Annotated in this window: 27 protein-coding genes; 15 read left to right on the top strand and 12 right to left on the bottom strand. The window is 68.5% G+C overall.

Annotated features, from left to right (window positions below; translation table 11 throughout):
• The first annotated feature begins 56 nt into the window (after positions 1–56).
• Positions 57–1280, top strand: coding sequence for a PucR family transcriptional regulator (locus ACZ54P_RS35770; protein ID WP_465466040.1), 1224 nt, complete (start codon positions 57–59; stop codon positions 1278–1280).
• Here the strand turns inward: ACZ54P_RS35770 and ACZ54P_RS35765 are convergent.
• A complete protein-coding gene (locus tag ACZ54P_RS35765; RefSeq protein ID WP_465466039.1) occupies positions 1239–2090 on the bottom strand; it encodes a helix-turn-helix transcriptional regulator in 852 nt (283 codons plus the stop codon). The two genes, ACZ54P_RS35770 and ACZ54P_RS35765, sit on opposite strands and share 42 nt — an antisense overlap.
• An 85-nt stretch (positions 2091–2175) precedes the next feature.
• Between ACZ54P_RS35765 and ACZ54P_RS35760 the strand changes: the two genes are divergently transcribed.
• Together ACZ54P_RS35760 and ACZ54P_RS35755 are read left to right on the top strand one after the other, a co-directional pair.
• Positions 2176–2955, top strand: a complete 780-nt coding sequence (locus ACZ54P_RS35760; RefSeq protein WP_465466038.1) for an SDR family NAD(P)-dependent oxidoreductase — start codon at positions 2176–2178, stop codon at positions 2953–2955.
• Positions 2956–3054: 99 nt separating this feature from the next.
• Positions 3055–4692, top strand: a complete 1638-nt coding sequence (locus ACZ54P_RS35755; protein ID WP_465466037.1) for a WXG100 family type VII secretion target — start codon at positions 3055–3057, stop codon at positions 4690–4692.
• Positions 4693–4812: 120 nt separating this feature from the next.
• Here the strand turns inward: ACZ54P_RS35755 and ACZ54P_RS35750 are convergent, their stop codons facing one another.
• Positions 4813–5412 (bottom strand): TetR/AcrR family transcriptional regulator, encoded by a 600-nt coding sequence (locus ACZ54P_RS35750; RefSeq protein ID WP_465466036.1) that lies wholly within the window; start codon positions 5410–5412, stop codon positions 4813–4815.
• 97 nt (positions 5413–5509) lie between these two features.
• Here ACZ54P_RS35750 and ACZ54P_RS35745 point away from each other — a divergent pair, with 97 nt between their 5' ends.
• Together ACZ54P_RS35745 and ACZ54P_RS35740 are read left to right on the top strand one after the other, a co-directional pair.
• Positions 5510–5887: a carboxylesterase family protein gene (locus ACZ54P_RS35745; RefSeq protein ID WP_465466035.1), complete on the top strand. Its 378-nt coding sequence runs from the start codon at positions 5510–5512 to the stop codon at positions 5885–5887.
• Positions 5842–6171, top strand: a complete 330-nt coding sequence (locus ACZ54P_RS35740) for a carboxylesterase family protein (protein ID WP_465466034.1) — start codon at positions 5842–5844, stop codon at positions 6169–6171. Before ACZ54P_RS35745 ends, ACZ54P_RS35740 begins: the two co-directional genes overlap by 46 nt.
• A gap of 459 nt (positions 6172–6630) precedes the next feature.
• Here ACZ54P_RS35740 and ACZ54P_RS35735 read toward each other — a convergent pair whose 3' ends face one another.
• Positions 6631–7332, bottom strand: coding sequence for a class I SAM-dependent methyltransferase (locus ACZ54P_RS35735; protein WP_465466033.1), 702 nt, complete (start codon positions 7330–7332; stop codon positions 6631–6633).
• A 455-nt stretch (positions 7333–7787) separates the two neighbouring features.
• On the opposite strand from ACZ54P_RS35735, the gene ACZ54P_RS35730 reads away from it, so the two are divergent.
• Positions 7788–8207: a hypothetical protein gene (locus ACZ54P_RS35730; RefSeq protein ID WP_465466032.1), complete on the top strand. Its 420-nt coding sequence runs from the start codon at positions 7788–7790 to the stop codon at positions 8205–8207.
• Here the strand turns inward: ACZ54P_RS35730 and ACZ54P_RS35725 are convergent.
• Both ACZ54P_RS35725 and ACZ54P_RS35720 read right to left on the bottom strand, forming a co-directional pair.
• Positions 8204–8947 carry a dienelactone hydrolase family protein gene (locus ACZ54P_RS35725; protein WP_465466107.1) on the bottom strand — a complete coding sequence of 248 codons (744 nt, stop codon included), beginning with the start codon at positions 8945–8947 and terminating at the stop codon, positions 8204–8206. The two genes, ACZ54P_RS35730 and ACZ54P_RS35725, sit on opposite strands and share 4 nt — an antisense overlap.
• A 74-nt stretch (positions 8948–9021) precedes the next feature.
• Positions 9022–9801, bottom strand: a complete 780-nt coding sequence (locus ACZ54P_RS35720) for an MBL fold metallo-hydrolase (RefSeq protein ID WP_465466031.1) — start codon at positions 9799–9801, stop codon at positions 9022–9024.
• Positions 9802–9890: 89 nt separating this feature from the next.
• Here ACZ54P_RS35720 and ACZ54P_RS35715 point away from each other — a divergent pair, with 89 nt between their 5' ends.
• The gene (locus ACZ54P_RS35715; protein ID WP_465466030.1) at positions 9891–10517 is read left to right on the top strand and encodes a CGNR zinc finger domain-containing protein; all 627 of its coding nucleotides are present in this window, start codon (positions 9891–9893) and stop codon (positions 10515–10517) included.
• A 48-nt stretch (positions 10518–10565) separates the two neighbouring features.
• Here ACZ54P_RS35715 and ACZ54P_RS35710 read toward each other — a convergent pair whose 3' ends face one another.
• Positions 10566–11699, bottom strand: a complete 1134-nt coding sequence (locus tag ACZ54P_RS35710) for an FAD-dependent oxidoreductase (RefSeq protein ID WP_465466029.1) — start codon at positions 11697–11699, stop codon at positions 10566–10568.
• Positions 11696–12370, bottom strand: coding sequence for a TetR/AcrR family transcriptional regulator (locus ACZ54P_RS35705; protein WP_465466028.1), 675 nt, complete (start codon positions 12368–12370; stop codon positions 11696–11698). Before ACZ54P_RS35705 ends, ACZ54P_RS35710 begins: the two co-directional genes overlap by 4 nt.
• Before the next feature lie 247 nt (positions 12371–12617).
• Between ACZ54P_RS35705 and rox the strand changes: the two genes are divergently transcribed.
• A complete protein-coding gene (rox, locus tag ACZ54P_RS35700; RefSeq protein WP_465466027.1) occupies positions 12618–14045 on the top strand; it encodes a rifampin monooxygenase in 1428 nt (475 codons plus the stop codon).
• 39 nt (positions 14046–14084) lie between these two features.
• Here rox and ACZ54P_RS35695 read toward each other — a convergent pair whose 3' ends face one another.
• A complete protein-coding gene (locus ACZ54P_RS35695) occupies positions 14085–14531 on the bottom strand; it encodes an Lrp/AsnC family transcriptional regulator (protein ID WP_465466026.1) in 447 nt (148 codons plus the stop codon).
• A 93-nt stretch (positions 14532–14624) separates the two neighbouring features.
• On the opposite strand from ACZ54P_RS35695, the gene ACZ54P_RS35690 reads away from it, so the two are divergent.
• Both ACZ54P_RS35690 and ACZ54P_RS35685 read left to right on the top strand, forming a co-directional pair.
• The gene (locus ACZ54P_RS35690) at positions 14625–15494 is read left to right on the top strand and encodes a TIGR03619 family F420-dependent LLM class oxidoreductase (protein WP_465466025.1); all 870 of its coding nucleotides are present in this window, start codon (positions 14625–14627) and stop codon (positions 15492–15494) included.
• Positions 15491–15916, top strand: a complete 426-nt coding sequence (locus tag ACZ54P_RS35685) for a nucleoside deaminase (RefSeq protein ID WP_465466024.1) — start codon at positions 15491–15493, stop codon at positions 15914–15916. The genes ACZ54P_RS35690 and ACZ54P_RS35685 overlap by 4 nt, the downstream gene beginning before the upstream one ends.
• Here the strand turns inward: ACZ54P_RS35685 and ACZ54P_RS35680 are convergent.
• Positions 15907–17061 carry a cytochrome P450 gene (locus tag ACZ54P_RS35680; protein ID WP_465466023.1) on the bottom strand — a complete coding sequence of 385 codons (1155 nt, stop codon included), beginning with the start codon at positions 17059–17061 and terminating at the stop codon, positions 15907–15909. The two genes, ACZ54P_RS35685 and ACZ54P_RS35680, sit on opposite strands and share 10 nt — an antisense overlap.
• 306 nt (positions 17062–17367) lie before the next feature.
• On the opposite strand from ACZ54P_RS35680, the gene ACZ54P_RS35675 reads away from it, so the two are divergent.
• Positions 17368–18480 carry a tyrosine-type recombinase/integrase gene (locus ACZ54P_RS35675; RefSeq protein WP_465466022.1) on the top strand — a complete coding sequence of 371 codons (1113 nt, stop codon included), beginning with the start codon at positions 17368–17370 and terminating at the stop codon, positions 18478–18480.
• Here the strand turns inward: ACZ54P_RS35675 and ACZ54P_RS35670 are convergent.
• Entirely contained in the window at positions 18471–18659 is a 189-nt protein-coding gene (locus ACZ54P_RS35670) for a hypothetical protein (protein ID WP_465466021.1), read from the bottom strand. The genes ACZ54P_RS35675 and ACZ54P_RS35670 overlap by 10 nt on opposite strands.
• Positions 18660–18684: 25 nt before the next feature.
• Here ACZ54P_RS35670 and ACZ54P_RS35665 point away from each other — a divergent pair, with 25 nt between their 5' ends.
• On the top strand, positions 18685–19197 hold the full coding sequence (locus ACZ54P_RS35665; RefSeq protein ID WP_465466020.1) for a CGNR zinc finger domain-containing protein: 513 nt from the start codon (positions 18685–18687) through the stop codon (positions 19195–19197).
• On the opposite strand, the gene ACZ54P_RS35660 is transcribed toward ACZ54P_RS35665, so the two are convergent.
• Positions 19194–20408: a hypothetical protein gene (locus tag ACZ54P_RS35660; RefSeq protein ID WP_465466019.1), complete on the bottom strand. Its 1215-nt coding sequence runs from the start codon at positions 20406–20408 to the stop codon at positions 19194–19196. The two genes, ACZ54P_RS35665 and ACZ54P_RS35660, sit on opposite strands and share 4 nt — an antisense overlap.
• A gap of 152 nt (positions 20409–20560) precedes the next feature.
• Here ACZ54P_RS35660 and ACZ54P_RS35655 point away from each other — a divergent pair, with 152 nt between their 5' ends.
• Complete coding sequence (locus ACZ54P_RS35655; RefSeq protein WP_465466018.1) at positions 20561–21316, top strand: SDR family oxidoreductase; 756 nt, start codon at positions 20561–20563, stop codon at positions 21314–21316.
• Between the two features lie 59 nt (positions 21317–21375).
• A complete protein-coding gene (locus ACZ54P_RS35650) occupies positions 21376–22251 on the top strand; it encodes a LysR substrate-binding domain-containing protein (protein WP_465466017.1) in 876 nt (291 codons plus the stop codon).
• On the opposite strand, the gene ACZ54P_RS35645 is transcribed toward ACZ54P_RS35650, so the two are convergent.
• A complete protein-coding gene (locus tag ACZ54P_RS35645; RefSeq protein ID WP_465466016.1) occupies positions 22248–22712 on the bottom strand; it encodes a MarR family winged helix-turn-helix transcriptional regulator in 465 nt (154 codons plus the stop codon). The genes ACZ54P_RS35650 and ACZ54P_RS35645 overlap by 4 nt on opposite strands.
• A gap of 98 nt (positions 22713–22810) precedes the next feature.
• Here ACZ54P_RS35645 and ACZ54P_RS35640 point away from each other — a divergent pair, with 98 nt between their 5' ends.
• Positions 22811–23887 (top strand): epoxide hydrolase family protein, encoded by a 1077-nt coding sequence (locus tag ACZ54P_RS35640; protein ID WP_465466015.1) that lies wholly within the window; start codon positions 22811–22813, stop codon positions 23885–23887.
• Positions 23888–24106: the final 219 nt, after the last annotated feature.

Here is a 24106-nt window from a genome sequence, read left to right as displayed (position 1 = left end):
GTGGACCACTAGGACGGAGGCGCGCGTTCTTGATCGGAGTTTTATAGGTTGCCTCTATGACTACGCCGTCGGCACAGCCGTGGCGCCGGCTGGACGCCTCGGTGCTCACCCGGCTGGAGCCGGACACCGCCGCGATCGCGTCGGCCGCGATGGACCAGATCCGCGCCGGGCTGCGGATCCCGCTGGACCACCGGACGGCGGCGAACCTGCAACGCACCCTCGACGTCGCACTGGGCGCCTTCTTCAGCGAGATCGGCCATCCCGACGTCACCACCGACCGCGAGGTCTACCGCGCCCAGGGCCGGGCCCAGCACAACTCCGGCCGCAGCCTGGAGGAGATGCTCGGCTTCTACCAGTCGGCCGCGCTCGGGGTGTGGCGGCAGCTCACCTCGGCGGCACCGGCCGTGGACCTGCCGACCCAGGCGATCGTCGAACTCGGTGAAGCGCTTTTCGCCTTCATCGCGGAACTCTCGGCCGCGGCCGCCGACGGATACGCCGAAGCGCGGTCACAGGCGGCGCGGGCCGGGCAGGCGCGACGGGACCGGCTCCTCGGTCTCCTGCTCGCCGAACCGGTGACCGCCCGCGACGTGCTGGAGGACGCCGCGAGCCAGGCGGCGTGGGTGCTGCCCGACCGGCTCATCGTCGCCGTCACCAGCGCAGAGGTCGCGCCGCGCCTGCTGGACCGGATGCCGGGCCGGGTGCTGATCGGGCGGCACCACGACCTCACGGCGGTGGTCATGCCCGCCGACCGGCTCGAGTGGTATCTCGGCCGATTGCGGGACCTGCTCGGCCGTGACCAGGCCGGGGTCGGTCCGGTGGTACCGCTCCGCTCGGCCACGCTCAGCGCCAGGCGGGCGAGCGCGTTGTGGCGGTTGGCCAGAACCGGTGCTCTCGGCGACAGCGCCCTCGTCCACACCACCGATCACCGCATCGACCTGCTGTTGACCGCCGATCCGGAACTCGCCGCCGAGTTCGCGAAGGACGTCCTCGCCCCGCTGGCCGGTCTGCCCGAACCGGCACGGCAACGGCTGACCGCGACCCTCTCCGTGTGGCTCGCGCGACCGGACCAGCCGCAGGCGATCGGGGTCGAACTGCATGTCCACGTCCAGACCGTCCGGTACCGGATCCGGCAACTGCGGACGCTCTTCGGCGGCACGATCGACGACCCGGCCGGCCGTTTCGCGCTGGCGATCGCGCTGCGGCTCGATCCACTGGTATCGAGGGAACCTACAAAAGGCTCAGCGCGCGACGTCCATTCGCTGCGTCCCGACGACCGATAGCAGCCGCAACGCGTTCTCCGACGGAGTACCAGGGTCGGCGGTGTAGATCACGACCTGCTGATCCCGGTCGCTGATGTCGAGGACGTCGCAGTTGACGCTGACCGGGCCGACCACCGGGTGCCGGAACGTCTTGCACAGCGTGGGCGCGGCGCAGACCTCGTGCGCCGCCCACAGCCGGGCGAAGTCCTCGCTGCCGTCGCGCAGTTCGCGGATCAGCGCGGTGAGTTCGGGATCGTCGGGGTAGCGGCCGGCGGTGGCCCGCAGGTTCCGGACCGCGCTCGCGGCGAACTCGTCGGCGTCGGACACCCCGTACAGCCGTCTTCCCTCCGGCCGTGGCCCGAGGAACGCGCGGCGCACGAGGTTGCGGTCGCGGCGTGGCAGGGCGGAGAAGTCCTCCATCAGGGCGGCGGCGAGGTCGTTCCAGGCGAGCACCTCGTAGGTCGCGGACAGCACGATCGCCGCTGCGAGCGGAAGACGTCGCAGCAGCGCGAGGATGCTCGGCCGGACCTCACGGGACGGACCGGGCGGTGGTCCCGGCGGCGCACCGGCGAGGTGATGCAGGTGGTCGCGTTCCACGTCCGACAGCCGCAGCGCCCTGGTCAGCCCGCCCAGCACCTCGCGAGAGGGCCGGGGACCGCGAGCCTGCTCCAGCCGCGTGTAGTACTCGGTCGAGATGAACGCCAGCTGCGCCACTTCCTCGCGGCGCAGTCCCGGCGTGCGGCGGCGTGGCCCGGCGGGCAGGCCCACGTCGGCCGGGGTGATCCGCTCGCGCCTGCCGCGCAGGAAGTCCGCCAGTTGTGCTCTGTCCACCCCTCCAGTGTGGACGATCGCCGAGCCCCAGCCAGGTACCGCCGATGCCTGGATACGTCTTCGGTGCCGGTGAACTCTCGGTGCCATGACCACCACAACGACTGTTTCGGGCCTGCTGGACGGCAAGGTCGCCTTCATCACCGGTGCCGGGCGCGGTATCGGCGCCGCCGCCGCGCGGCTGTTCGCCAGGGAGGGTGCCCGCGTCGTGCTCGCCGCCCGCACCGAGTCGCAGCTGAAGGCCGTGGCCGAGGAGATCCGTGAGGCAGGCGGCGTCGCGGACCACGTGGTGTGCGACCTCGGCGACGCGACGAGCGTCCGCGCGGCCGTCGGCCGTGCCGTGGAGTTGCACGGCAGGCTCGACGTCGCGTTCAACAACGGCGCGACGAACGTGCCGCCCGGGCCGATGGATCAGGTGGCGGAGGCCGATTTCGACCGCATCTACGCGGTGAACCTCAAGGGGCCGTGGCTGTCGATGGTCGCCGAGATCGAAGCGATCCGGGCCACCGCGAAGACCGGGGCCATCGTCAACAACACCAGCGTCGGCAGCCTGATGGCCAACCCGGAACTGCCCGCGTACGGGGCGATGAAGCGTGGTGTCAACAGCCTCACCGCCTCGGCCGCGACCACCTACGGCCCGGAAGGGATCCGCATCAACGCCGTCGCCCCCGGCACGACGTTGACCGAGATGTTCACCGAGTGGGTCGAGAGTTCGCCAGGCATCCTCGACCAGCTCAACGCGCGCACCCCGCTGGGGCGCGTGGCCGAACCCGAGGAGGTCGCCGAGGCCGCGGCGTGGCTGCTGAGCGACCGCGCCTCCTATGTGACCGGCACGGTCCTGCGGGTCGACGGCGGCATGCTGTCCTGAATGGTGGCGGGGTGGGTGATGTGGGGGAACCGGTGTCCGCTTGGCGGCGTCTGAACGCGCACGACCCACCCTGACCAGGGGTTGCCCGAGGAGAAGCCGATGCCGTTCCTTGATCCCGAACCGCTCTACGCCAAGCTCACCTCGGGGGACGCGGCGGGCATCGCCCAGGTCGGTGCCTCCATCGCCGATACCAGGGCCTCGTTGCAGACCGTCGCGGACGGCATCTCCGATGGCGCTCTGCGGGCGGCACGGTCCTGGCGCGGTACGGCGGCCGCGGAGTTCGTCGGCAAGGCGAAAGAGTCCTCGCGGGCCGTCGCCGAGGTCTACGAACAGCTCCACACCGCTGAGTCCGCCGTCAAAGGCGCCGCGAAGGCGTACTCGGCGCTGCGCACGTCGGCAGAGGCGGCCATCGCACCGTGGCGCAAGCTCGGCCTGAGCGACCTCGCCGAAGCACCGGAAATCGCCATGCGGACCGTCCGGGCACTGACCGCCGCTCAGCACACCTACGAAAGCAAGCTGACCACGCTGGCGGCCACGACCGACGGCGGCTGGGACAGCGACGGCAACGCCGACATCAGCGGCGTCGATCCCGGACAGCCGTGGACATCCCAGGGATTGGCCTACGACGGTGAGAACCTGCTCGTGGGCTCGTACCACGACGGCGACGGAGACGGGTCCGGCGACAACCCGATCGGCCCGGGATTGACACCGAGCAGGCTCACCTATGTCGACTACGAGACGGGCCGGGAAACGGGGAACGTCTACCTCAATGGCAACGGCGAGGTAGGCGCGCCCACCCATACCGGTGGTGTCGCGACGGACGGAAAGCACGTTTGGGTGTCGTCCAACGGGCACGTCTACGTCTACGACAAGGCCGAACTCGACGCCGCACAGGACAGCGGCAGACCGGTCGAAGCCGTGGACGTGGTCGCGACGCCCGCCCACAGCTATGTCACCTACGCCCAGGGCAAGCTCTTCGTGGGCGACTACACCAACAACCGGCTCTACGAAGTCCCCGTCGGCGAGAACGGCTCACCCCAGCCGGACAAAGCCGGAGACCCGATCGAGACACCGAACAACGTCCAGGGAGTCGTCGTCCGTGACGACGAGTTCATCTTCTCCTCCTCCGACGGGCACAGCGGCAAGTTCTACAAGCAAGACCGGACGCCGGAGTGGTACGACTTCAACGATCGCGAAGAGATCGAGCTGAAGGGCGGCGAGCCGGGCAACGACGACGGCTACGACTCGCACGGTGTCGAGGAAGCCGTCGAGATCGACGGGGAGATCGTGCTGGCGCACGAATCCGGCGCCTACGGTTATCAGAAGAACCCGGGTTCGAAGTGGGATGAGCCTGAGCTGACCAGGATCTCCCTGGAAGAGCTCGGCCTCGACCCGGACGGTGCGCTCTCCCCCGGCGACGCCGGATATGAAACCGATCCCGATTCGCTGGTCGGTGCCGCGGGTGTCCTGGACGAGGCGACGTCGACGTTGAAAGGCGCGGCAGGTGCGATGTCGCGGCTGCAACTGGTGGCGCACCTGCTGGGCGAGGTTCCCGCCGCCACCACGTTCAGCGACACGCTGACCGAACGCCTCTCCGTGGCGGGCGACCGGCTCACGGCGGGGGTGGACGCGGTCGGTGGCATCGCGGACAGCCTCGTCACCGGTGCGGACACCTACCGGCGCATCGAAGATGGGATCACCGAGGGTCTGCACAAGCTCGGCAAAGTCCTTCCCTGATCGAACCTTACGGCTGGTGGGTGCCTCGCCGCATGGTCCGTCGCAGATGCCTGGCGTGGTGAGCCAGCGGCCGGACTGGAGCTGATCTTGTCCCGACCTGCCCCCGTGTCCGAGGGCAGGTCACGCACTCCTGAACAGCCGGTCCAAATGCACGTCGATCGCGGCGAGCGCGTCCTGGGGCTCGATCACGTCGAGTTCGATCAGGGAGGTGAAGCCGGTAAGGGCGAGGAGCAGGTTGGTCTCGGTCACCGGGTCGCGACCGGAGTCGATGTGCCCGTCGGCGATCGCCTGGCGGACCAGCTGCTCGACGAGGGCCCGTCCTTGGACGAGGCCGCGGCGCGCCTGCTCGTGCACGGCCTCGTCGTGCAGTGCCTCCAGGACGTAGGCGGCGCTCATCCAACTGGTCGCGCGGGCGTCGGCATGTAAGGGAAGCATTTCCGCGAGCGTCAGTCGCAGCACGTCACGGGGGTGCGGACGGTCACCGAGCTTTTCGAGCCCCTGGTGTATGCGCACCGAGGTCTGTTCGGACGCGAAATCCATGGCGAAGGAGAGCATGGCAGTCCGGGAGGCGAAGTAGTGCTGCAGCTGCCCGAGTGACATGCCCGCCTCCTGCGCCACCACGCGCATCGTCAGCTGGGTAACGCCGCGCTGCTCCACCACCCGCCACAGTGCGCGGGCGATCGCTTCGCGGCGTCCGCGGTGATCCACCTGTTTCGGCATCGCCGGTCCCTCCCTCGTATCCCGAGACTATTCCAATACAGTTGACATAATACACCTGACCCATAAACCTGGGGCTCATTCGAGGAAAGGAACCGTCATGTCCGAACAGCCGAAGGTACGAACCACGGAAGGCGTGGTGCAGGGGCGCCGGCGGCAGGGGCACGCGGTGTTCCGCGGCATCCCCTACGCCCAGCCCCCGGTCGGAGCGCTCCGCTTCGCCGCGCCCGTGCCGCCGCACCGCTGGGAGGGGACGAGGCAGGCGGTCGAGTTCGGCCCCGTGGTGCCGCTGTCACTGCCGATCGACGTGCCCCCGCAGGGCACCGACTGGCTGACACTCAACGTCGGCACTCCGGATCCCGGCGCGGCGGGACTGCCGGTGCTGGTGTGGATCCCCGTGGGCGGCTACCTCTCGCGGCGTCGAGCGATCCGATGTATGACCCGGCAGCGCTGGCCGAGGCGGGAGTTGTCGTGGTGACCATCAACTGCCGCGTGGGCGCGGAGGGATTCGCGTTCCTCGACGATGTGCCGCCCAACCGCGGATTTCTCGACCAGATCGCGGCGCTGGAGTGGGTTCAGCGCAACTCACCCGCGTCCTGGACACCGAGTCGAAGACTCTGCCCTACCCCGAACAGGCATCCCGCCACATCTGGGAAGGCCACCACCCCGCCCCCTTCGATCTCTCGTAATTGTCTGGGTCGGCTCCTAGGCCTCTCTTCGTCATGCCCACCGGCCTCATCGCTCGTCGGTCCCAGCCCGTGAAGGGTCCGGAGTCTTCCCGCGCTGTCCACGGCAAGTCAGCCCACTTACTTGCCGTTGCGAGCCCGTGCATCCAGCTCTATTCGGGGTATACGCGATACGTTAAACCTGTTTCGCGTCGCTAGTTCGCGAAACCAACGGACGGATGATGACCCGTGATAATGCCCCTTATGACTGAGCATCGGCGGACATGGATCGCCGACGGGTTCGGTCGGCTGTCGCCGACCGATTTGAGGGCGCGAAAACTGGGGTCCCGGTGAATCGCCAACGCGCCCGGATGGACCGACCTTCGCCGGGGTGATGACACCGGGCGGTCGGGTTTCGGCGCTCAGCGGCGATCTGAGAGCGTTTTGCCTGGTCAGCGGCCATGCCGTCGGCAGGCCGCTGACCGGCGTCCCGAAGAGTTCGTCAAGAAATGTGTGCGTTGGGCTCAGGCAAGCACCGCGACTCCGCTGAGGTCGTTCAGACGGCCTCGAGCACGAAGAACAGGAAACTCAGAAAGGCGGTCTTCCCGGCGAGCTCGTCGGGGAACCGCTCCCGGGCACCTGGTGCCGGGTAGGGCTCGCTGATGACGGCGGTCCGGAAGCCGGCCGCGGTGAAGGCGTCGCTCATCGCGTGCAGTGGCCGGTGCCAGTAGGTGAGCACTGCCTTCTGGCCGTTGAAGGTGTACTCGTCGGACCACTTGACGGTCGCGAAGTAGTCGGCTTCCGGATACAGCAGTTTGAAGATGAAGGGGTGATTGACCGCCAGGATCAGCCGGCCGCCCGGCCTCAGCACGCGCCGGATTTCGGCCAGCGGCGCGGCCCAGTCTTCGAGATAGTGCAGCACCAGTGCGGAGACGACGTCGTCAAACGCGTCGTCGGGATACGGCAACGGTTCGCTCATGTCGGCGACTCGCAGGGCCGCGTCGGGGCCGAGCCGCTCGCGGGCGAGTTCCACCATTTTGGCGCTGGAGTCGAAGCCGGTCATGATGGCGCCCCGGTCCCGCAGGTCCGCGAAAATCGGACCTGCCCCGCACCCGGCGTCGAGGATTCGCCGTCCTGCCACGTCACCTGCCAGGTCCAGGATCGCGGGCCGCGTGTAGTAGGCGTTGTTGAGACTGGTCTCGTTCTCGGCCGCATACGCTTCGGCGAACGTGTCGTAGTCGTTTTCCGCGGTAGGCATATGGCCTAATATGGCACGGCCGGGCTGTCCCGCGTCGGCTCCGCACACTCACCCCACTAACCTGCTGCGAATGCAGCCACACCAGGCGAATCCACCACACGGTCATCCGCAACAGGGCTACCCGCCACCGGGTTATTGAGGGGTAAGGCAAATATGGCGTGATCGGCTCGGTGCCGTGAAGGTCCCCTTGCTTACCCTGAAGGTAGCGAAGGAGGCCTTCGCTACTGGTTGCAGTCAGCTACTCCCCGCGCCAGCCGCCACGGCAGCGAGCCATGCCCGGCGCGAACCCTCGAAGTACATGATGGCCCCCTTCCTTGCGCTAGGCGCAAGGAAGGGGGCCATCATGTACTGGGGACGCCGCTGAATCCCCCGGCGAGCCCTCGCGCCACAGGACCCTGTCACGCCATATTTGCCCTACCCCTCAATATCCCCAGCAGTTCGGCGCACCCGTACGGTTGCGCGCCAACGCGGTCGCCTCCGCGCTCGCGGGTCTGCTGGCGCTGCTCACCGCTGGTTTGTTCGTCTGGTTCGCCGTCGCCAACATCTTGGCGAACAACACCCCGGAGCCCTGGCCGAGCGTGGTGCGGATCAACGTGATCGCCGGGTTCTGCTCGGCGGGCTTGCTGGTGCTCCTCGCCGTGTTCACCTTCGCACGCACGGTCTCGGGCGCGTGGACGCTGGGCGCCGTCAACGTGTTCTTCGTGATCATGAACCTCGTTTTTTCACCGCTGGTGCACGGCGTGAGTTTCAACGCCCAGTTCGACTTCGTGTTCGGGTTCCACAAGGTCACCGGCATCGCCGTCGGGCTGGGCACGTTCTTCGGCACGCTGACCGCGATCTTCGCCGTTGTCGCCGCCGTCGCGAAGCGGCCCTAGCGCAAGATTCGGTCGAGGAGGGCGAGCAGCCGTTCCCAGTGGCGTCGCGATCCGGCGTCGTCGAAGGCGTCGGTGTCGGCCATGGTGAAACCGTGGACTGTGCCGGGGTAGATCTCGCAGGTGTAGCCGACGCCCGCGGTGTCGAAGGCCTGGCTGAGTTCGGTGATGGCCTCGGGTGTCATGTCGTTTTCGGCGAGGCCGAGGTGGACTTCGGCGGTGAGGCCGGGGACCTGGCGGTGCGGACTGTCGGGCGCGTCGGTGACCAGGGCGCCGGGGTGGAATCCGGCGACGGCCGCCACCTGGGCGGGGTGGGTGGTCGCGGTGCGCATCGCGAGGACCGCGCCCATGCAGTAGCCGATCGCGGCGACCGGTCCGGCGCTCACCTCCGGCCGGCTGGTGAGGAAATCGAGGTAGGCCTCGGCGTCGCGCAAGGCATGTTCGGTGGTGTGGGCCTTGAGGAACGGCATCAGGGCGGCGAAGACGTCGGCCCGGTTTTCGGCGGTGATGTGCGCGGGCAGGTCGATCACCGGTGCGGGGCCGTGCCGGTAGAAGACGTTGGGGACGAGGACGTAGTACCCGTGCCCGGCCAGTTCGAGGGCCATCTCGCGGAGAACGGGGCGTGGCCCGAAAGCGTCCGGGTACAAGAGGACGCCTGGATGCCGTTCGTCGTCGTCGGGGAAGGCGGCGAAGGCGTCGGCCTGACCGTCCGGCGTGGGGATCTGTGCTGTGGTGGTGGGAATGGTGGATCTTCCTTCGCTCGTCCGGAGTGATCGTTGCCTGCGCCCGGAAAGCTACCGTGAGCGGCGCCGGGACCTCAGCCGAGGCGCAGGCGGTCGGCCAGGCCTGCGGCGGTGAACGCGGCCACGAAGTCGTCGCGGTTCTCGGTGAAGTGGTCCCAGCTGTCGACGTGGACGGGAACCACCGTGCGGGCGGCGAGGATCTTCGCGGCTTCCGCGGCCATGGCGCTGTCGAGTACGAGCGGGGAGCCGTCGAAGACGTCCTTCAGTCGTGGGGCCCCGGCGAAGAGGACGGTGGTGTCGATCGGGCCGAACCGTTCGGCGACTTCCCGGACCACGTCGAGTGAGGCGTTGTCGCCACTGACGTAGACCGTCGGCAGGTCCTGGGCGGTCAGCACGAAACCGACGACCTCTCCGGTGACCTTCTCCGCGCCTTCCGGTCCGTGGAGCGCGGGTGCGCCGGTCACGGTCACGACTCCCCCGTCAGGGCGGGTCAGTTCGACCGGTTCCCACGACGCGAGCCCCTTCGCCGTGCCACCCAGGCGGCCCGCGCCACTGGGTGTGGTGAGCGTCAGTGGCACTTCGGCCAGCAGTGCCCGGCCGGAGTTGTCGAGGTTGTCGGCGTGCTCGTCGTGGGACAGCAGGACCGCGTCGATGGGGCCGAGGTCGGCCGCCTTGACCGAGGGCGGCGCCGTCTTGCGCAGGCCGGGCCTGCCACCGGGCCGCGGGTAGCCGCCGGGCTCGTCGAAGGTCGGGTCGGTCAGGAACCGCAGGCCGCCGTACTCGATCAGGGCCGTCGGTCCGCCGACGACCTGGACGGAGAGCCGGTCGCTGATCGGGTTCACGCCTACTGCCATTACCCACCTCACGGATAGATCTTATTCTTTCCGTGAGTAACCCTAGGGACCCTCACGGAAAAGTGCAAGGTGATCCGTGAGGCTTTCTCATGGTTGAACTCACCGCTTACCATGAGGACGTGGACGACTACGCCGACACCGCCCTCCTGCCGCCCGCCCCGGGGACGGAGCACTATGTCGCGCTCGCCTTCGCCAACACCGCCATCGCGCTGCCCGGCGGGCAGGTCATCGACCAGGTCGGTACTCCGGACGCCGCGACACATTGGCTCGTCGAGCACGGTTTCGCCCCGCCCGGCACCGGTTTACAGGAGATGTGCGCGGCGCAGATCCGGTCGCTGCGTGAACAGGTGCGGGTGCTGTTCGCCTCGATGTCCTGTGCGGAGCCGGCCCCGCAGCGCGCCCTCGACGCCGTCAACGACGCGCTGAGCAAAGCGCCCACCGCCGCACTGCTGACCTGGGACCCGGTCCAGGGACTGTGCCGCATCGCGCCGCATCCGGTCACCCAGATCGTCGAACACGCGTTGGCCGCGCTCGCGGCGAACGCCGCCGACCTGCTCACCGGGCCGGACGCCGAACGGCTCGCCGCCTGCGGATCAGCGCCGTGCAACCGGTTCTTCCTGCGCAACGGCCGTCGTCAGTGGTGTTCGGTCCGCTGCGGTGACCGGGCGCGCGCCGCCCGGGCCTACGCCCGACGTACCCAGCACGAACCGGTCTGAGCCGGGCCGATCACGTCGCGTCGAGCGGTGGTCCAGGACGGCGGTTGTCTAGCGGTACGAGGCGAACAGATCCAGCAGAGGCTTCGGAGAGTCGTCGGCGAAGCAGAGGTCGAGGCTTCGGGCGGACTCGGCGGCCGAAGCTTCGCTGCGCGGGAACAACGCCTTCTCGTATACGTGGAGGGCGGCTTCGGTGTCGCCGGGATGAGCGGCGAGGGCCAGGCCGAGTTCGGCTCCGTCGTGCATCGCGAGGTTGGCGCCCTCGCCGGCGAACGGTGACATCAGATGGGCGGCGTCGCCGAGGAGGGTGACACCGGGGATCCGGTCCCAGCGGTGACCGATCGGCAGTGCGTGGATCGGCCGCGGCGTCAGGTCGCCGTCCGCGTCGGTGATCAGTGCGCGCAGGCCCGCGTCCCAGCCGTCGAAGTGCTCCAGCACCGCGGCCTTCGCGGCGGCGGTGTCCCCGAAGTCGATCGTGGAGATCCAGTCTTCGGCGGTTGTGAGCGCGACATAGATGTGGAGGCTGCCGGTGGAGTCCATGTGTCCCAGGAAGCCTTTGCCCGCACCGAGTGCGAACAACATGCCGCCTCCGACGAGCGCGGAACTCTCGGGGTGGCGGGTGTTGGCGTCGTGGAGGTGGACTTCCACGAAGGACACGCCTTCGTAGGACGGAGAGGCATCGGAGACCAGGGGGCGGATCTTGGACCACGCGCCGTCCGCGCCGATGAGCAGCTCGGTGGTGAACACGGCGCCGTCGGCCAGGGTGACCTCGTGCGCGCCGCCGCCGAGCGGACGTGCGCCGGTGACCTTGGCGCCCCAGCGCACGGTGTCCTCGGGCAGGGAGCCGAGCAGGAGCTCACGCAGGTCGCCGCGGGCTGTTTCGGGACGGCCGCCGTCACCGTCGTCGGTCTCCTCGTGGTGCACGACCGCGTGCTGATCGAGGATGCGCACGGCTTCGCCGCCAGGGTGGACGAGCGCGCGGAATTCATCGTGGAGACCGGCGGCGCGGAGTGCTTCCTGGCCGGATTCCTCGTGGATGTCGAGCATGCCGCCCTGTGTCCGGGCGGACGGCGACGCGTCGAGGTCGAAGATGGCCGCCTCGATGCCGTTGACGTGCAGGACGCGGGCCAGGGTGAGTCCGCCGAGGCCGGCGCCGATGATCGCGATGGGGTGGTGTGTGGTCATGTCAGGTTCCTTTCGGTGGGCACGGCGGTGCCGGTGATTCCGGTGATCAGCACCCGGATGCCCCACGACATCCGCTGGGCGGGCTGTCCGCTGAGCAGGTCTGCCGCGTGTGCGGCGATCTGCGGGTGGGTCGTCTCGTCGGCGTCACGCACGGCGCGGGCCAGCGCGTCCCATTCCGCCGGCGATTCCTCGTCGGCGTGCTCGGCCGCGGTCGCCGTCGCGTACTGCAGGAGGACGTCGATACCCCAGGCGCGCCGCTCGGGCGGCACGACGCCCTCGGCGAGCAGGGCGAGCATGGTCTCGACCAGGCGGAGGTAGTTCTTCCCGCTCGGACGGGCCACCAGTGCCGACAGCGCGAGACCGGGGTACTCGAGAAGCGTCGCCGTGTAGGCCGTCAGCAGCTGTTCGAGCCGGTCACGCCAGCCGCCACCGGACGACGGCTGGGCGATCGTGCCCAGCAGTTCGTCCAGGATCGCCGCGTGCAGCTCGGCGGTGTTGCGGACGTAGACGTAGAGCGAGGCCGCGCCGGTGTCGAGTTCCTGCGCCAGGCGACGCATCGTGACCTTTCTCAGGCCTTCCTCACGCAGGATCCCGACCGCCGTGGCCACGATGCCGTCACGGGTCAGCGCGGGTTTGGCCGGTCGTTCCCGACGGCTCTTCTCAGGTGCCATGACCCCACCGTAACGAACATGTTCGTCACGAACAAGTTCGGAGCGAACATGTTCGTCACAGGTCACACCACACGCGCTGAATCCCACGGGGGTTTGTCCGTCCACGGCGGACTGAAATGACGAAGGCAGAGAGATCGACACTCCCTGCCACTTTTAACGTATAGCGCACCAGGGGGCTTGCGGCAAGACCCCTGTCATGCCGCAGAATCCCCGCCGGACAACACGGGCTCGACAATCGGGGGAAATCTTGATCGACGTGATCATCGCCGGCGGCGGACCGACCGGCATGATGCTGGGCGCCGAACTGCGACTCCACGGCGTCCAGGTGGTCGTCGTGGAGAAGGACGCGGAACAGACCAAGGTCGTCCGCTCCATGGGCCTGCACGCACGCAGCATCGAGGTGATGGACCAGCGAGGTTTGCTCGAGCGCTTCCTCGAACACGGCACGAAGCACCCCGTCGGCGGCTCCTTCGCGGGCATTCCGAAATCGGCGCCGCCGCTGGACAGCGCCCACGCCTACATTCTCGCCATTCCGCAGACCCTCACCGACCGCCTGCTGAGCGAACACGCCGCCGAGGTGGGCGTCGACATCCGGCGCGGTCGGGAACTGGTCGGCCTGCGGCAGGACGAGGACGGCGTCGACGTCGAACTCTCCGACGGGACGACACTCCGCTCGCGCTACCTCGTCGGCTGCGACGGCGGTCGCAGCACGGTGCGCAAGCTCCTCGGGATCGACTTCCCGGGTGAGCCCGCCACCGCCGAGACGCTGCTGGGCGAGATGGAACTGACCGAGGACTGGGACACGGTGCTCGCCGTGATGACCGAGGTCCGCAAGACCCAGTTGCGGTTCGGTCTCTCCCCGCTCGGTGACGGGGTGTACCGGGTGGGGGTGCCCGCCGAAGGACTGGCCGAGGATCCCCGCGTCCCGCCGACCTTCGACGAGGTCAAACGGCAGCTCAAAGCCGTGGCGGGCAGCGACTTCGGCGTGCACTCGCCACGCTGGCTCTCCCGCTTCGGCGACGCCACGCGGCTGGCCGAGCGCTACCGGGCAGAGCGCGTGTTCCTCGCGGGCGACGCGGCGCACATCCACCCGCCGGTCGGTGGGCAGGGGCTCAACCTCGGCGTCCAGGACGCGTTCAACCTCGGCTGGAAACTGGCCGCCGCGGTCAACGGCTGGGCACCGGAAGACCTGCTGGACACCTATCACACCGAACGGCACCCGGTGGCCGCCGCCGTACTGGACAACACCCGCGCGCAGATGCAGCTGATGTCGCTCGATCCGGGGTCACAGGCCGTCCGGCGGCTGCTGGCGGAACTCATGGACTTCGAGGACGTGAGCCTGTTCCTCACCGAGAAGATCACCGCGACCGCGATCCGCTACGACTTCGGCGACGGACACGAACTGCTGGGCCGCCGGATGCGGGACGTCACTCTGAAACAGGGGCACCTTTACGGGCTCATGCACAGCGGCCGCGGCCTGCTGCTCGACCAGACCGGGCGGCTTTCGGTGCAGGACTGGGGAGACCGCGTCGATCACGTCGTCGACGTCAGCGAGGAGTTGGTGGTGCCCGCGATGCTGTTGCGGCCGGACGGCCACGTGGCGTGGGCCGGTGAAGATCAGGAGGAGCTGCGCGGGGCGCTGCGCCGGTGGTTCGGCGAGGGCGACGTGCGCTAGTCCGGCGACGAGGCTGCTATCGGGAGCCGGAGGGTGCCGTCACGGGCCCTGCGGCCCCCGATAGGGCAGCGTCTGGTTGTAGACGATGTTGGTGTTGGTGCTCCCGAACAGCGCCAGTTCGTTGACGATCTCCTCAAGCCGCCCCATCGACGGCGCCGCGATCTTCAGCGCGTAGCAGTCGTCACCGGTCGTGCGGAGGCATTCGAGGATCTCGGTGCGCTCGGCCAGCAGCTTGTGCAGCGGCGCGTGCTTGCTGCCCGGATACTTCAGCCGCACCACCGCGAGTACCACGTACCCGGCCTTCTCGAGGTCGACGTCGGCGCGATAGCCGGTGATCACCCCAGCCGACTCCAGCCGCTTGACCCGCTCGGTCGTGGCCGACGCGCTCAGGCTGACCCGCTTTCCCAGCTCGGTGAGCGGGAGACGGCCGTCTTTCTGCAGCTCGACCAGGATCGCCCAGTCCGTCGCGTCGAGAGTCTCGGTCATCGCGCCAGATTACCGGCAGATCCACGGCGCAACCGCCTTTACACCGGGAATGATCTCTTCCCGGTATCCGTCCGGCACCGATAGCCTTGACCTGTGCAAATTGGTGTCAACGTCCCGAATTTCGGCCCGGGGACCGACCCCGGAATCCTCCGCGGCTGGGCCACCACCGTCGAAGGCCTCGGCTACGACCTGCTCATGGTGTCCGACCACGTCGCGATCACCCCCGACGTCGCCGAGCAGTATCCGGCGCCGTTCTACGAGCCGTTCACGACGCTGTCGTGGCTCGCCGGGGTGACGGACAGGATCCGGCTGGGCACCACCGTGCTCATCGTCCCGTACCGGCATCCCCTGCTGATCGCGCGCATGGCCGCGAACCTCAACCAGCTCAGCGGCGGACGGCTCGTGCTGGGCGTCGCGTCCGGATGGGCGCGCCAGGAGTTCGAAGCGCTCGACGTCCCGTTCGAGAAGCGAGGACGGCTGACCGACGACCACCTCGACGCCGTCCGCGCCGCCTGGGCGAACGACTCCGACTACCGCGCCGGTGACATCCCGATCTGGGTCGGCGGCAACAGTGACGCCGGGATCCGCCGCGCCGTCCGGGTCGGCGACGCCTGGCATCCGCTGCGGACCAGCCTCCCCTGGCTCACCGAAGCGCTCACCAGGGTCAAGACCATCGCCGACGCGCAAGACCGGCCCGTCCCCGCGTTCACCCCGCGGATCCTGCTGAACGTCACCGACCGCCCGGTCACCGGGCCCGACCGGCTCGCCGGGGAAGGCACGATCGAGCAGATCGTCGACGACCTCGACCGCCTTCGTCTCCTCGGCGCCGAGACGGTCGTACTCGACCCGTTCTCCGGGAACCCCGAAGAGACCCTCCGCCCGGAAGCCGCCTGGCAGGCACTGGCGACCGTCGCCGCACATTGGGAATTGGGCCGCTACCGGCCAGAACAGGAGCGATCATGACCGAAGAAGACGAGAAGTTCCTCCGCCGCGCCATCGAGCTGGCCGCGAAGTCCCGCGCCGACGGCGACCCGCCTTTCGGCTCACTGCTCGTCGGGCCCGACGACACGGTGCTGGCCGAGGACCACAACACGACGGTGTCCCAATCGGACATCAGCCTGCACCCGGAACTGAAACTCGCCGTCTGGGCCGCACGCGAACTCGAACCGGCCGCCGCGGCCGCGACGACGATGTACACCAGCTGCCAGCCCTGCGGGATGTGCCAGGGCGCCATCGAACGCTCGGGCCTGGGACGGGTGGTGTTCGCCCTTTCCGGGGAGCAGGTGAACGCCCTCAAACCACCCTCAACCGCACCGGCCGTGCGCCTGGAAGGTCCGGCGTTGTACGACGAGGCCCGTGTGCCGGTGGAGGGTTATTACACCTGAGCCCCGGCGAATCGGAATTCCGGCGGGGCCAGAATCGGCCCCATCACCGGATTCTCTTTCCGCAGCTCGATTTTCGCGGGCGGCAATTCACTCCAGCATTCCAGCACCCGCGCCGTCGCCTGGTTCACGAAACGCGAGCCGACACACGCGGCCGCCCCGAAACCGTAGGGAAGATAGACCGCTTTGTACCCCTCCGGCGGATTTTCCCAGCGCGCGGGCAGGTATTCGTCGGCGTCATTCCACACCCGCGGATCCCGATGCAGGAGGAAAGTGCACAGATAGAGCCGCTCGCCCGGTGACAACGCCACGCCGCCGACCTCGATCGGGACGGTGGCCTTCCGGGACATCAACCAGGCCGTCGGCCACAGCCGCAACGCCTCACGCACCCGGTTCTCCACCGGGTCGCTCAGCGCTCCCCTGGTCAGCGTCGTACCGGCGGGCAGTCCGATCCGCCAACCGCTGTCGAGCAGCACACACCACGCGATGACCATCGCGGTCGCCCGGCAGATCGCCCCGATGAGGCCGTGCAGCATCAGCGCGACATCGTCCATCGACTTGACCGTGTCGTGGATGGCCTTCTGGAAACCGGTATCGCCGTCCCGGTCCGACGCCCACCGGTGGAGCGCGGCATCCGCCCGGCTGTGCGCGACGCGACGCCGAAGCGCGAGAACGGCGGATTTGTCCCGGTCACGCCGGTTCGAGAACGACAGCGCCCGGTTCAGCGCCTTGCGAGCGGACGGCGACAGGTCGGGCAGCAGCCGCTCACCGAACAACCGCAGGTACAGCTCCGAGACCGCCGCGGGCCAGACCTCACCGCCCATCGCGGCCGTCAGTTCCTCCGCGATGCGCTCTTTCGGCAGCGAACGCAGCACGGTGTCCAGTTCCCGCGCGATGGCGGCGTTCACCGGACGGCTCTTCTCCGACCCCGGGATCCAGTCCGAGGCCGCCCCCAGCGTGGCCGCGCGAGCCTCGAAAGGCTCGGTCGTGCTCGCGAGGACCGTGCGGACCAGCTCCGCGTCGGAGACCAGATAACGACCCGGTTCGAACAGGACCACCGGCGGCTTCCCGGCCCGGTCCCACGCCAGCAGATGCCCCAGCGGATCGGCCATCAAGCCACCCGGGACGCCGTCGACGACTGTATGCATGACTCCCCCAGAAAAGACGGTTGCGGCGGCGATCCGAGACCGCCGCCGCAACCGGAAAACACTCAGGCTCAGTAGTCCATGTAGTAGATCAACCAGCCCGACTCCTTGCTGCGCATACTGCGCAGCACCGAGCGCGTGAAGAAACGAACGGCCTTCATTGTGCTTCCCCCAATCCCCAGTAGTCATCAACGTGACGAGCAGAAAAATATGGGGCCGATTACGATCTTGTCAATAGTGGAAACAAACCCCGTTCCGGAGGACCGGCTTCTCCATCGCGAGAGGTCGCTCTGCGTTAGGATGATCGCGATGTCCGCCGAACTCGTGCCCGCCATGCCGCACCTGCCGGAAACCAGGGCCGAAAACCGGCGACAGGTCCTCGCCGAAGCCGTCGCGCTGCTGCCCGCGCTTCCCCCGGCCGACCCCCTGGACCGGTACGCGATCCGGCACATCACCGCACTCTGGCTCGAGACCGACAAGACCGACCACACCCGTCGCGCCTACTACGCCGACCTCTCCGCCTGGCTCGGCTGGTGCGCCCGCACCGGACTCGACCCGCTTCAGGCCCGCCGCGCCGACGTCGACGCCTGGAAGAACACCCTCACCGTCACCGGCAGAGACGGCCTGCCCAGGCCCGCGGCCGACTCCACCGTCGCGCGCACCCTCGCCGGCATTTCCAGCTGGTACCGGTACCTGCAGTCCAACGACGTCGCCGACCGCAACCCCGTCTCCGCGGTCAACCGGCCCAAGACCGGCAAAACCCCGCCACTGCCCGCACTCGACGGGGAATCGACGGCGAAACTGCTGAACCACATGGAGAACCGGGCCCGCGCCAACGACACCGAACCGTCCTGGCGCGACGCCGCCGTCGTCGCGATCCTGTTCTACACCGGCCTTCGCGTCTCCGGCCTGACCACCGCCACTGTGCGCGACCTGGACACCGACGCCGGGCACACGATCCTGCGCTACACCGCCAAAGGCGGCCACCGCGACTTCGTCCCGCTCGTCCCCGCCGCCCAGCACCCGCTGCGCCGCTACCTCGACCTGCGCGCCGCCCGCGTCGGCGTCCGACCCGACGAGCTGACCGGCCCGCTGCTTGCGACCATGCCCCACCGCTACGACGGCACCAAACCCGGCGGAAAGCCGTTGGCGCAACGCGACGTCTGGTTCCTCCTGCGGACACAGGCCCGCGCCGCCGGACTCGACGCCGCGAACACCATCTCCCCGCACACCGCGCGGCGGACCACCGGAACCCTGCTGCTGGCCAACGACGTCCCGGTCCAGAAAGTCCAGGACCTGCTGGGCCACGCCGACATCCGCACCACCCGCGACCGGTACGACGCGCACCGGCACAAGCTGGAGACCTCACCCGTGCACGCCCTCGCGCAACTGCTCGCCGACGCGCGCCACCGTCAGAACTGAACCTGCCCCAGCTGGGACTTCGTCGCCCCGATCACGACACCGTCGACCCGCGCGAGCCAGCTCCCACACAGACACCGCACGTACTCCAGCCTCCCCTGGGAGACCTGCTGGGACTTGGCCGTACTTCCGGGCAGTTCGGCCAGCGGCCACCCACACCGCGGGCACTTGTTCGATTCCATACCCCGATCGTGCTGTAATGAGTTAATGCACTTCAACCCTTACGGCGGAGCGGCGGCTCAAATCGCCGCCGACCTGGTCAACCTGGGCGACACCGCCGGACCGGCCGAACTGACCGCCATCTTCAAAGACCGCATGACCGTCGCCGCCGTCCTCGAACACGAAGCGAGCGAGGTCGTCACCTGGACCAGAAAGCTCCGGCAGGTCTTCGAGGCGGACCCGACGGCACGCGTCGACCTGGTCAACGCACTCCTCCACGACTCCGCGTCCAAGCCCTACATCTCCACCCACGAGGGCAAAGCACCCCACCTGCACTACGTCGACGCGCACGCCGGAACCGTCTCCCGGGTCCGCGCCTACACCGCGGGCGGACTCGCCCACCTCGTCTGCGACGCCCCGGACCGCTTCGGCGTCTGCTCCCGAGAGAGCTGCGACACCGTCTACGTCGACGTCTCCCGCAACGGACGCCGCCGATTCTGCTCCACCCGCTGCGCCACCAGGGTCCACGTCGCCGACCACCGGACCCGGCAAGCGAGCTAGATCGCGTACCGCCACGCCGTCAGCGCATGCGCCGAGAACCACGCCCCCAGCACCACCCAGGCGACCGAGGCCGCCACGGCCGTCCCCGTCCGCCGCTTCGACAACCCGATCGCGAGCGGGATCAACACCGGGAACGCCGGCAAGATGAACCGGATCTTCGCATCCGGCAACCCCCGCGTACCGATCGCCAGCAACAGCACACCGAGGCCATAGAGCGTCAACGGCCACGGCACCCGCGTGCACACCGCCACCACCACCAGCGCCACCGCGCCCAGCAGGAACAACACCGTCAGCGTGCTGAACACCGACTCGTCCGCGGTCAACCGGGCCAGCACCGACTCCCAGGTCTCCACCCCGAAATCGAACTCCGTGTTCCAGCCCCGCAACTCGATGTCCTGCCAGCCCGTCCAGCTCCCCGTCCGGTACGCGACGAACCCCAGATACCCCGCCACCCCCAACGGCGCGACCATCGCACCCAGCAGCGCGGGCAACCGCTCCTCGGCCCGCCGGAACGCCGCGACCAACGCCGCGAGGACCACCACCGCGACCAGCACCACCGCCGTCGACCTCGACAACCCGGCCGCGAACGCGCACAACCCGGCAAGCACCCAGCGCCGCTCAAGCACCCCGACCAGCGCCCACACCGCGAACGCGCAGAACACCGCCTCCGTGTAAGCCATCGAGAACACGATCGCCATCGGCGCCCCGGCCCACAACGCCACCAACAGCAACCCCGTCCGGTCACCCCGATCCGCCGACACCGCACGCCCGATCCGGATCAACCCGCACGCCAGCACCAGACCCGCCAGCACCGACACCGTCAGCGCCGCCGTGACGACGTCCACGCCGAGCCACATCACCGCCTCGACGAACTTCGGATACAGCGGGAAGAACGCCATCGGCGCGTCCGAATACGGCTGCCGCGCCGCGTCCAACGTCCCCGGCAGATCCGCGTACCCGTGCACCGCCAGCCGCAGATACCACTGCCCGTCCCACGCCGTCAGCCGATCCGACAGCGTCATGCCCCGCCGAGCGGCCAACAGGTCGAGCAACTGGACACTGGCCGTACGGATGACGAGGTAAAGCACGATCGCCTTCGGATACGGCGACCACGCCAGCCGATCGAGAAATTTCTCGACCACACGCGCCCGACGCCCGGACTCGGGCACCACAGGAGCATCGGCGGGCTGATCATCGACTTCTCGGAGCACGGCAACGAGTGTCCACAATTCGGCGTGATTCCGCCGTTCAATCTGGGATATTCGCACGCCGCGACACGTGGGAAAGGCCACAACCCGGCCTTGTGACCCCACCCGGATCTTGTGTTTCCCAGCGCCCGCCCCCGGCTCCTACGGTCGAAACCATGACCGAACAGCACCTGAACGGAACAGTCGCGATCATCGCCGGCGGCGCCAAGAACCTCGGCGGACTCCTGTCCACCACCCTCGGTGAAGCCGGCGCCAAGATCGTCGTCCACTACCACGGGGACGCCTCGGCGGCCGACGCCGAGAAAACCGTCGAGACCGTCCGCGGCACCGGGTCCGAAGCCGTCGCCGTCCAGGGCGACCTCACCCGGGTCGCCGACGTCCATCGCCTCTTCGACACCGCCGTCGACACCTTCGGCCGCGCCGACATCGCGGTCAACACCACCGGCATGGTCCTGCGCAAGCCCATCCTCGAAACCACCGAAGAGGAATACGACCGCATGTTCGCGATCAACGCGAAAGCGGCTTACTTCTTCATCCAGGAAGCCGGACGGCGCCTGTCCGACAACGGCAAGATCATCAGCCTCGGCACCTCCCTGCTCGCCGCCTTCACCGACGGCTACTCCACCTACGCCGGCGGCAAGGCACCACTTGAGCACTTCACCAGGGCTGCCGCCAAGGAGTTCGCCGACCGCGGCATCTCCGTCAACGTCGTCGCACCCGGCCCGATGGACACCCCGTTCTTCTACCCGCAGGAAACCCCCGAGCGGGTCGAATTCCACCAATCACAGGCCATGGGCGGCCGGCTCACCCACATCGAGGACATCGTGCCCATCATCCGGTTTCTCGCCACCGAAGGCTCCTGGTTCACCGGCCAGACGATGTTCCCGAACGGCGGCTACACCACGCGGTGACCGCAGGTCCTCCATACGCTGGTGACGACGCGGTAGACCGACATGAAGGGGACCCCGAGGTGGGCCTGGACCTGTACAAGCTGAACCACCTCATCGCCGTCGCCGAAGAAGGCAGCTTCACCCGCGCGGCGACCCGGCTGCACCTGAGCCAGCAGGCGCTGTCGACCTCGGTGCGCACGCTCGAGCGGGAAGTCGGCGTCCCCCTGCTCGAGCGCAGCGCCACCGGGGTCACCGTCCTCCCTGCCGGGCAGGCACTCATCGCCGACGCCCGCCTCCTGCACGGCATCGCCGACTCCGCCGTCCAGCGCGCCCGCCGCATCGGCCGGGGCGAAGCCGAACGACTTCGCATCGGTCACACCCCCGCCGTCACCGGCGACGAGGTCACCGCCCTGCTGCGCAGCCACCAGCCCGACCCCGACCTCGTCATCGACGTCCACCAACGCTATCCCGACGAACTCACCGCACAACTGCTCGACGGACAACTCGACCTCGGCCTCGGCCGGGCCCTCACCCCGGCGCACGGCCTTGTCGGCACCACCCTGATCCGGCAGCGGCTCAACATCGCCGTCGCCTCGGGACACCGGCTCGCCGAACGCGACGAAGTCCGGCTGAGCGACCTCGACGGCGAGGAGATCACCGTCTGGGGACGCCCCGGCCGGTCCGGATACACCGACCTGCTCGTCAACCTCTGCCGGGACGCGGGATTCGAACCACGCGTCCACCGGAGCCCCATCCAGGGCACACCCCCGGTCACCGCCGTACTCGACACCGACGGCGTCGCTTTCGTCACCGCCTCTCCCGGACCGGCCGCCGGTGGCGCGGTCCAGGTCAAGGAGCTACAGCCGCCGGTGCACGTACCCCTTCAGGCCCTCTGGCCTCAGCACAGCACTTCCGACGCTCGCCAAGCCTTCCTTGCGGCCGTTCAAGGCTTTTAAGGGTGAGAAGCTTGCCGGTCGTGATGGTCCAGCAGCTTCGACAGCAGCTCAGTGAACCGCTCTCGTTCCTCGGCTGACAGCGGAGCCAGCAGCTCCGCCTGACGTTCGGCGAGCTGCTTCTCCAGGCGCCGCAGCTGCCGCTTGCCCGCCGTGGTCAGCGAGACGACGTTGCGCCGCCGATCGCCGGGGTCCGGGGCGCGCTCGACCAGCTCACGCTCGGCGAGCTCGTTGACCGTCGCGACCATCTCGCTGACGTGGATACCGCTACGGCGGCCCAGCGTGGCCTGGCTGGCCGGACCGAACTCCTCCAACGTCGCCAGCACGCGGTAGTGGTAGCCCCGCGCGTGTAAGGCGGAGAACCCTTCGGTCACCAGGCGATGCGCGTGGTTCGCGGTCTGCGTGAGCAGCCAGCTGGGCAGACCCTGCCAGCTGGCGTGCGTCTCTTCCGAAGGGTGCTCCATGTGACGAGTCTAACGAATCATTGGGCGACCGAACGATCGGAGTATCGTTGGGTGACCAAACGTTTAAGCACCGAACGAAACTTACCGGAGCCGAGACCATGATCAAGCCCTTCCGCGTCGCCATCCCCCAAGCCGACCTCGACGATCTCCACGACAGACTCTCCCGCACCCGCTGGCCCAACGAGGTCGCCGACGCCGGCTGGGACTACGGCTTCCCACTGACGCGTCTCAAGGAACTGGCCGAGTACTGGCGTACCGGCTACGACTGGCGCGCCCACGAAGTCGAACTCAACGAGCTTCCCCACTTCACGACCGAGATCGAAGGCCAGAACATCCACTTCGTCCACGTCCGGTCAGCGAACCCGGACGCGCTCGCGCTGATCCTCACGCACGGCTGGCCGGGCTCGTTCCTGGAGTTCCTCGACGTCATCGGACCACTGTCGCGGGACTTCCACCTGGTGATCCCGTCCATCCCCGGCTACGGCTTTTCCGGACCGACTCACGAACGCGGCTGGGACATCGTCCGGATCGCACGCGCCTGGGCCGAACTGATGCACCGCCTCGGATACGACCGCTACGGCGCACAGGGCGGCGACTTCGGCTCGGGTATCTCGACGGCACTCGGCGCGGTGGCGCCCGACCAGGTCATCGGGGTGCACGTCAACTACCTGCCGACCCGGCCGGATCCCGACGTCGAACTGTCCGCAGAAGACGAAGCTCGGCTGGACAAGGTCCGCCGGCTGATGGCGAACCGCCCGCCGTACCAGGCTCTCCAGGCCGCCACCCCGCAGACCATCGGCTACGCGCTGACCGACTCACCGGTCGGCCAGCTGGCCTGGATCGCCGAACGCTTCGCACAGTGGACCGACCCTCGCTCACCGATCAGCGACGACCGGATGCTCACCGACATCTCGCTGTACTGGCTGACCGCCACCGCGGCTTCGTCGGCACGACTGCACCACGACGCGCCGACAGGAACCGTGCCGTGTCCGGTACCGCTCGGCGTGGCGGTGTTCCCGCACGACATCACGCAGTCGGTGCGGCCACTGGCGGAGCGACTGTACGACATCAGGCACTGGTCGGAGTTCGAGCGCGGTGGCCACTTCGCCGCGATGGAAGTGCCGGACCTGCTCGCCGAGGACATCCGGAAGTTCTTCCTCGCCCTGCTCAAATAGCGGTCCTTTCTGGCGTGGCCATGAAGGCTTCATCCCTACTCTCACGGCGAAGTCGAGATATTGCTTGCCGTGAGTGCCAATGAGGGCTCTATTGAGGGGAAATCGGGAGCCGACCTGTCCCCAATGAGGTTTTCTCAGTGGTGGTCTTGGGGGTGGGGTGAGTTGGGACGGAGAGCCTTGCTAGGACTGGATTTGCGAAGATCAAGTCCGACTGCGAAG

It is taken from the genome of Amycolatopsis sp. NPDC034160, assembly GCF_055575355.1.
The sequence above is the reverse complement of the archived record's forward strand: the minus strand, read 5'-3'. Positions and strand labels throughout refer to the sequence as shown.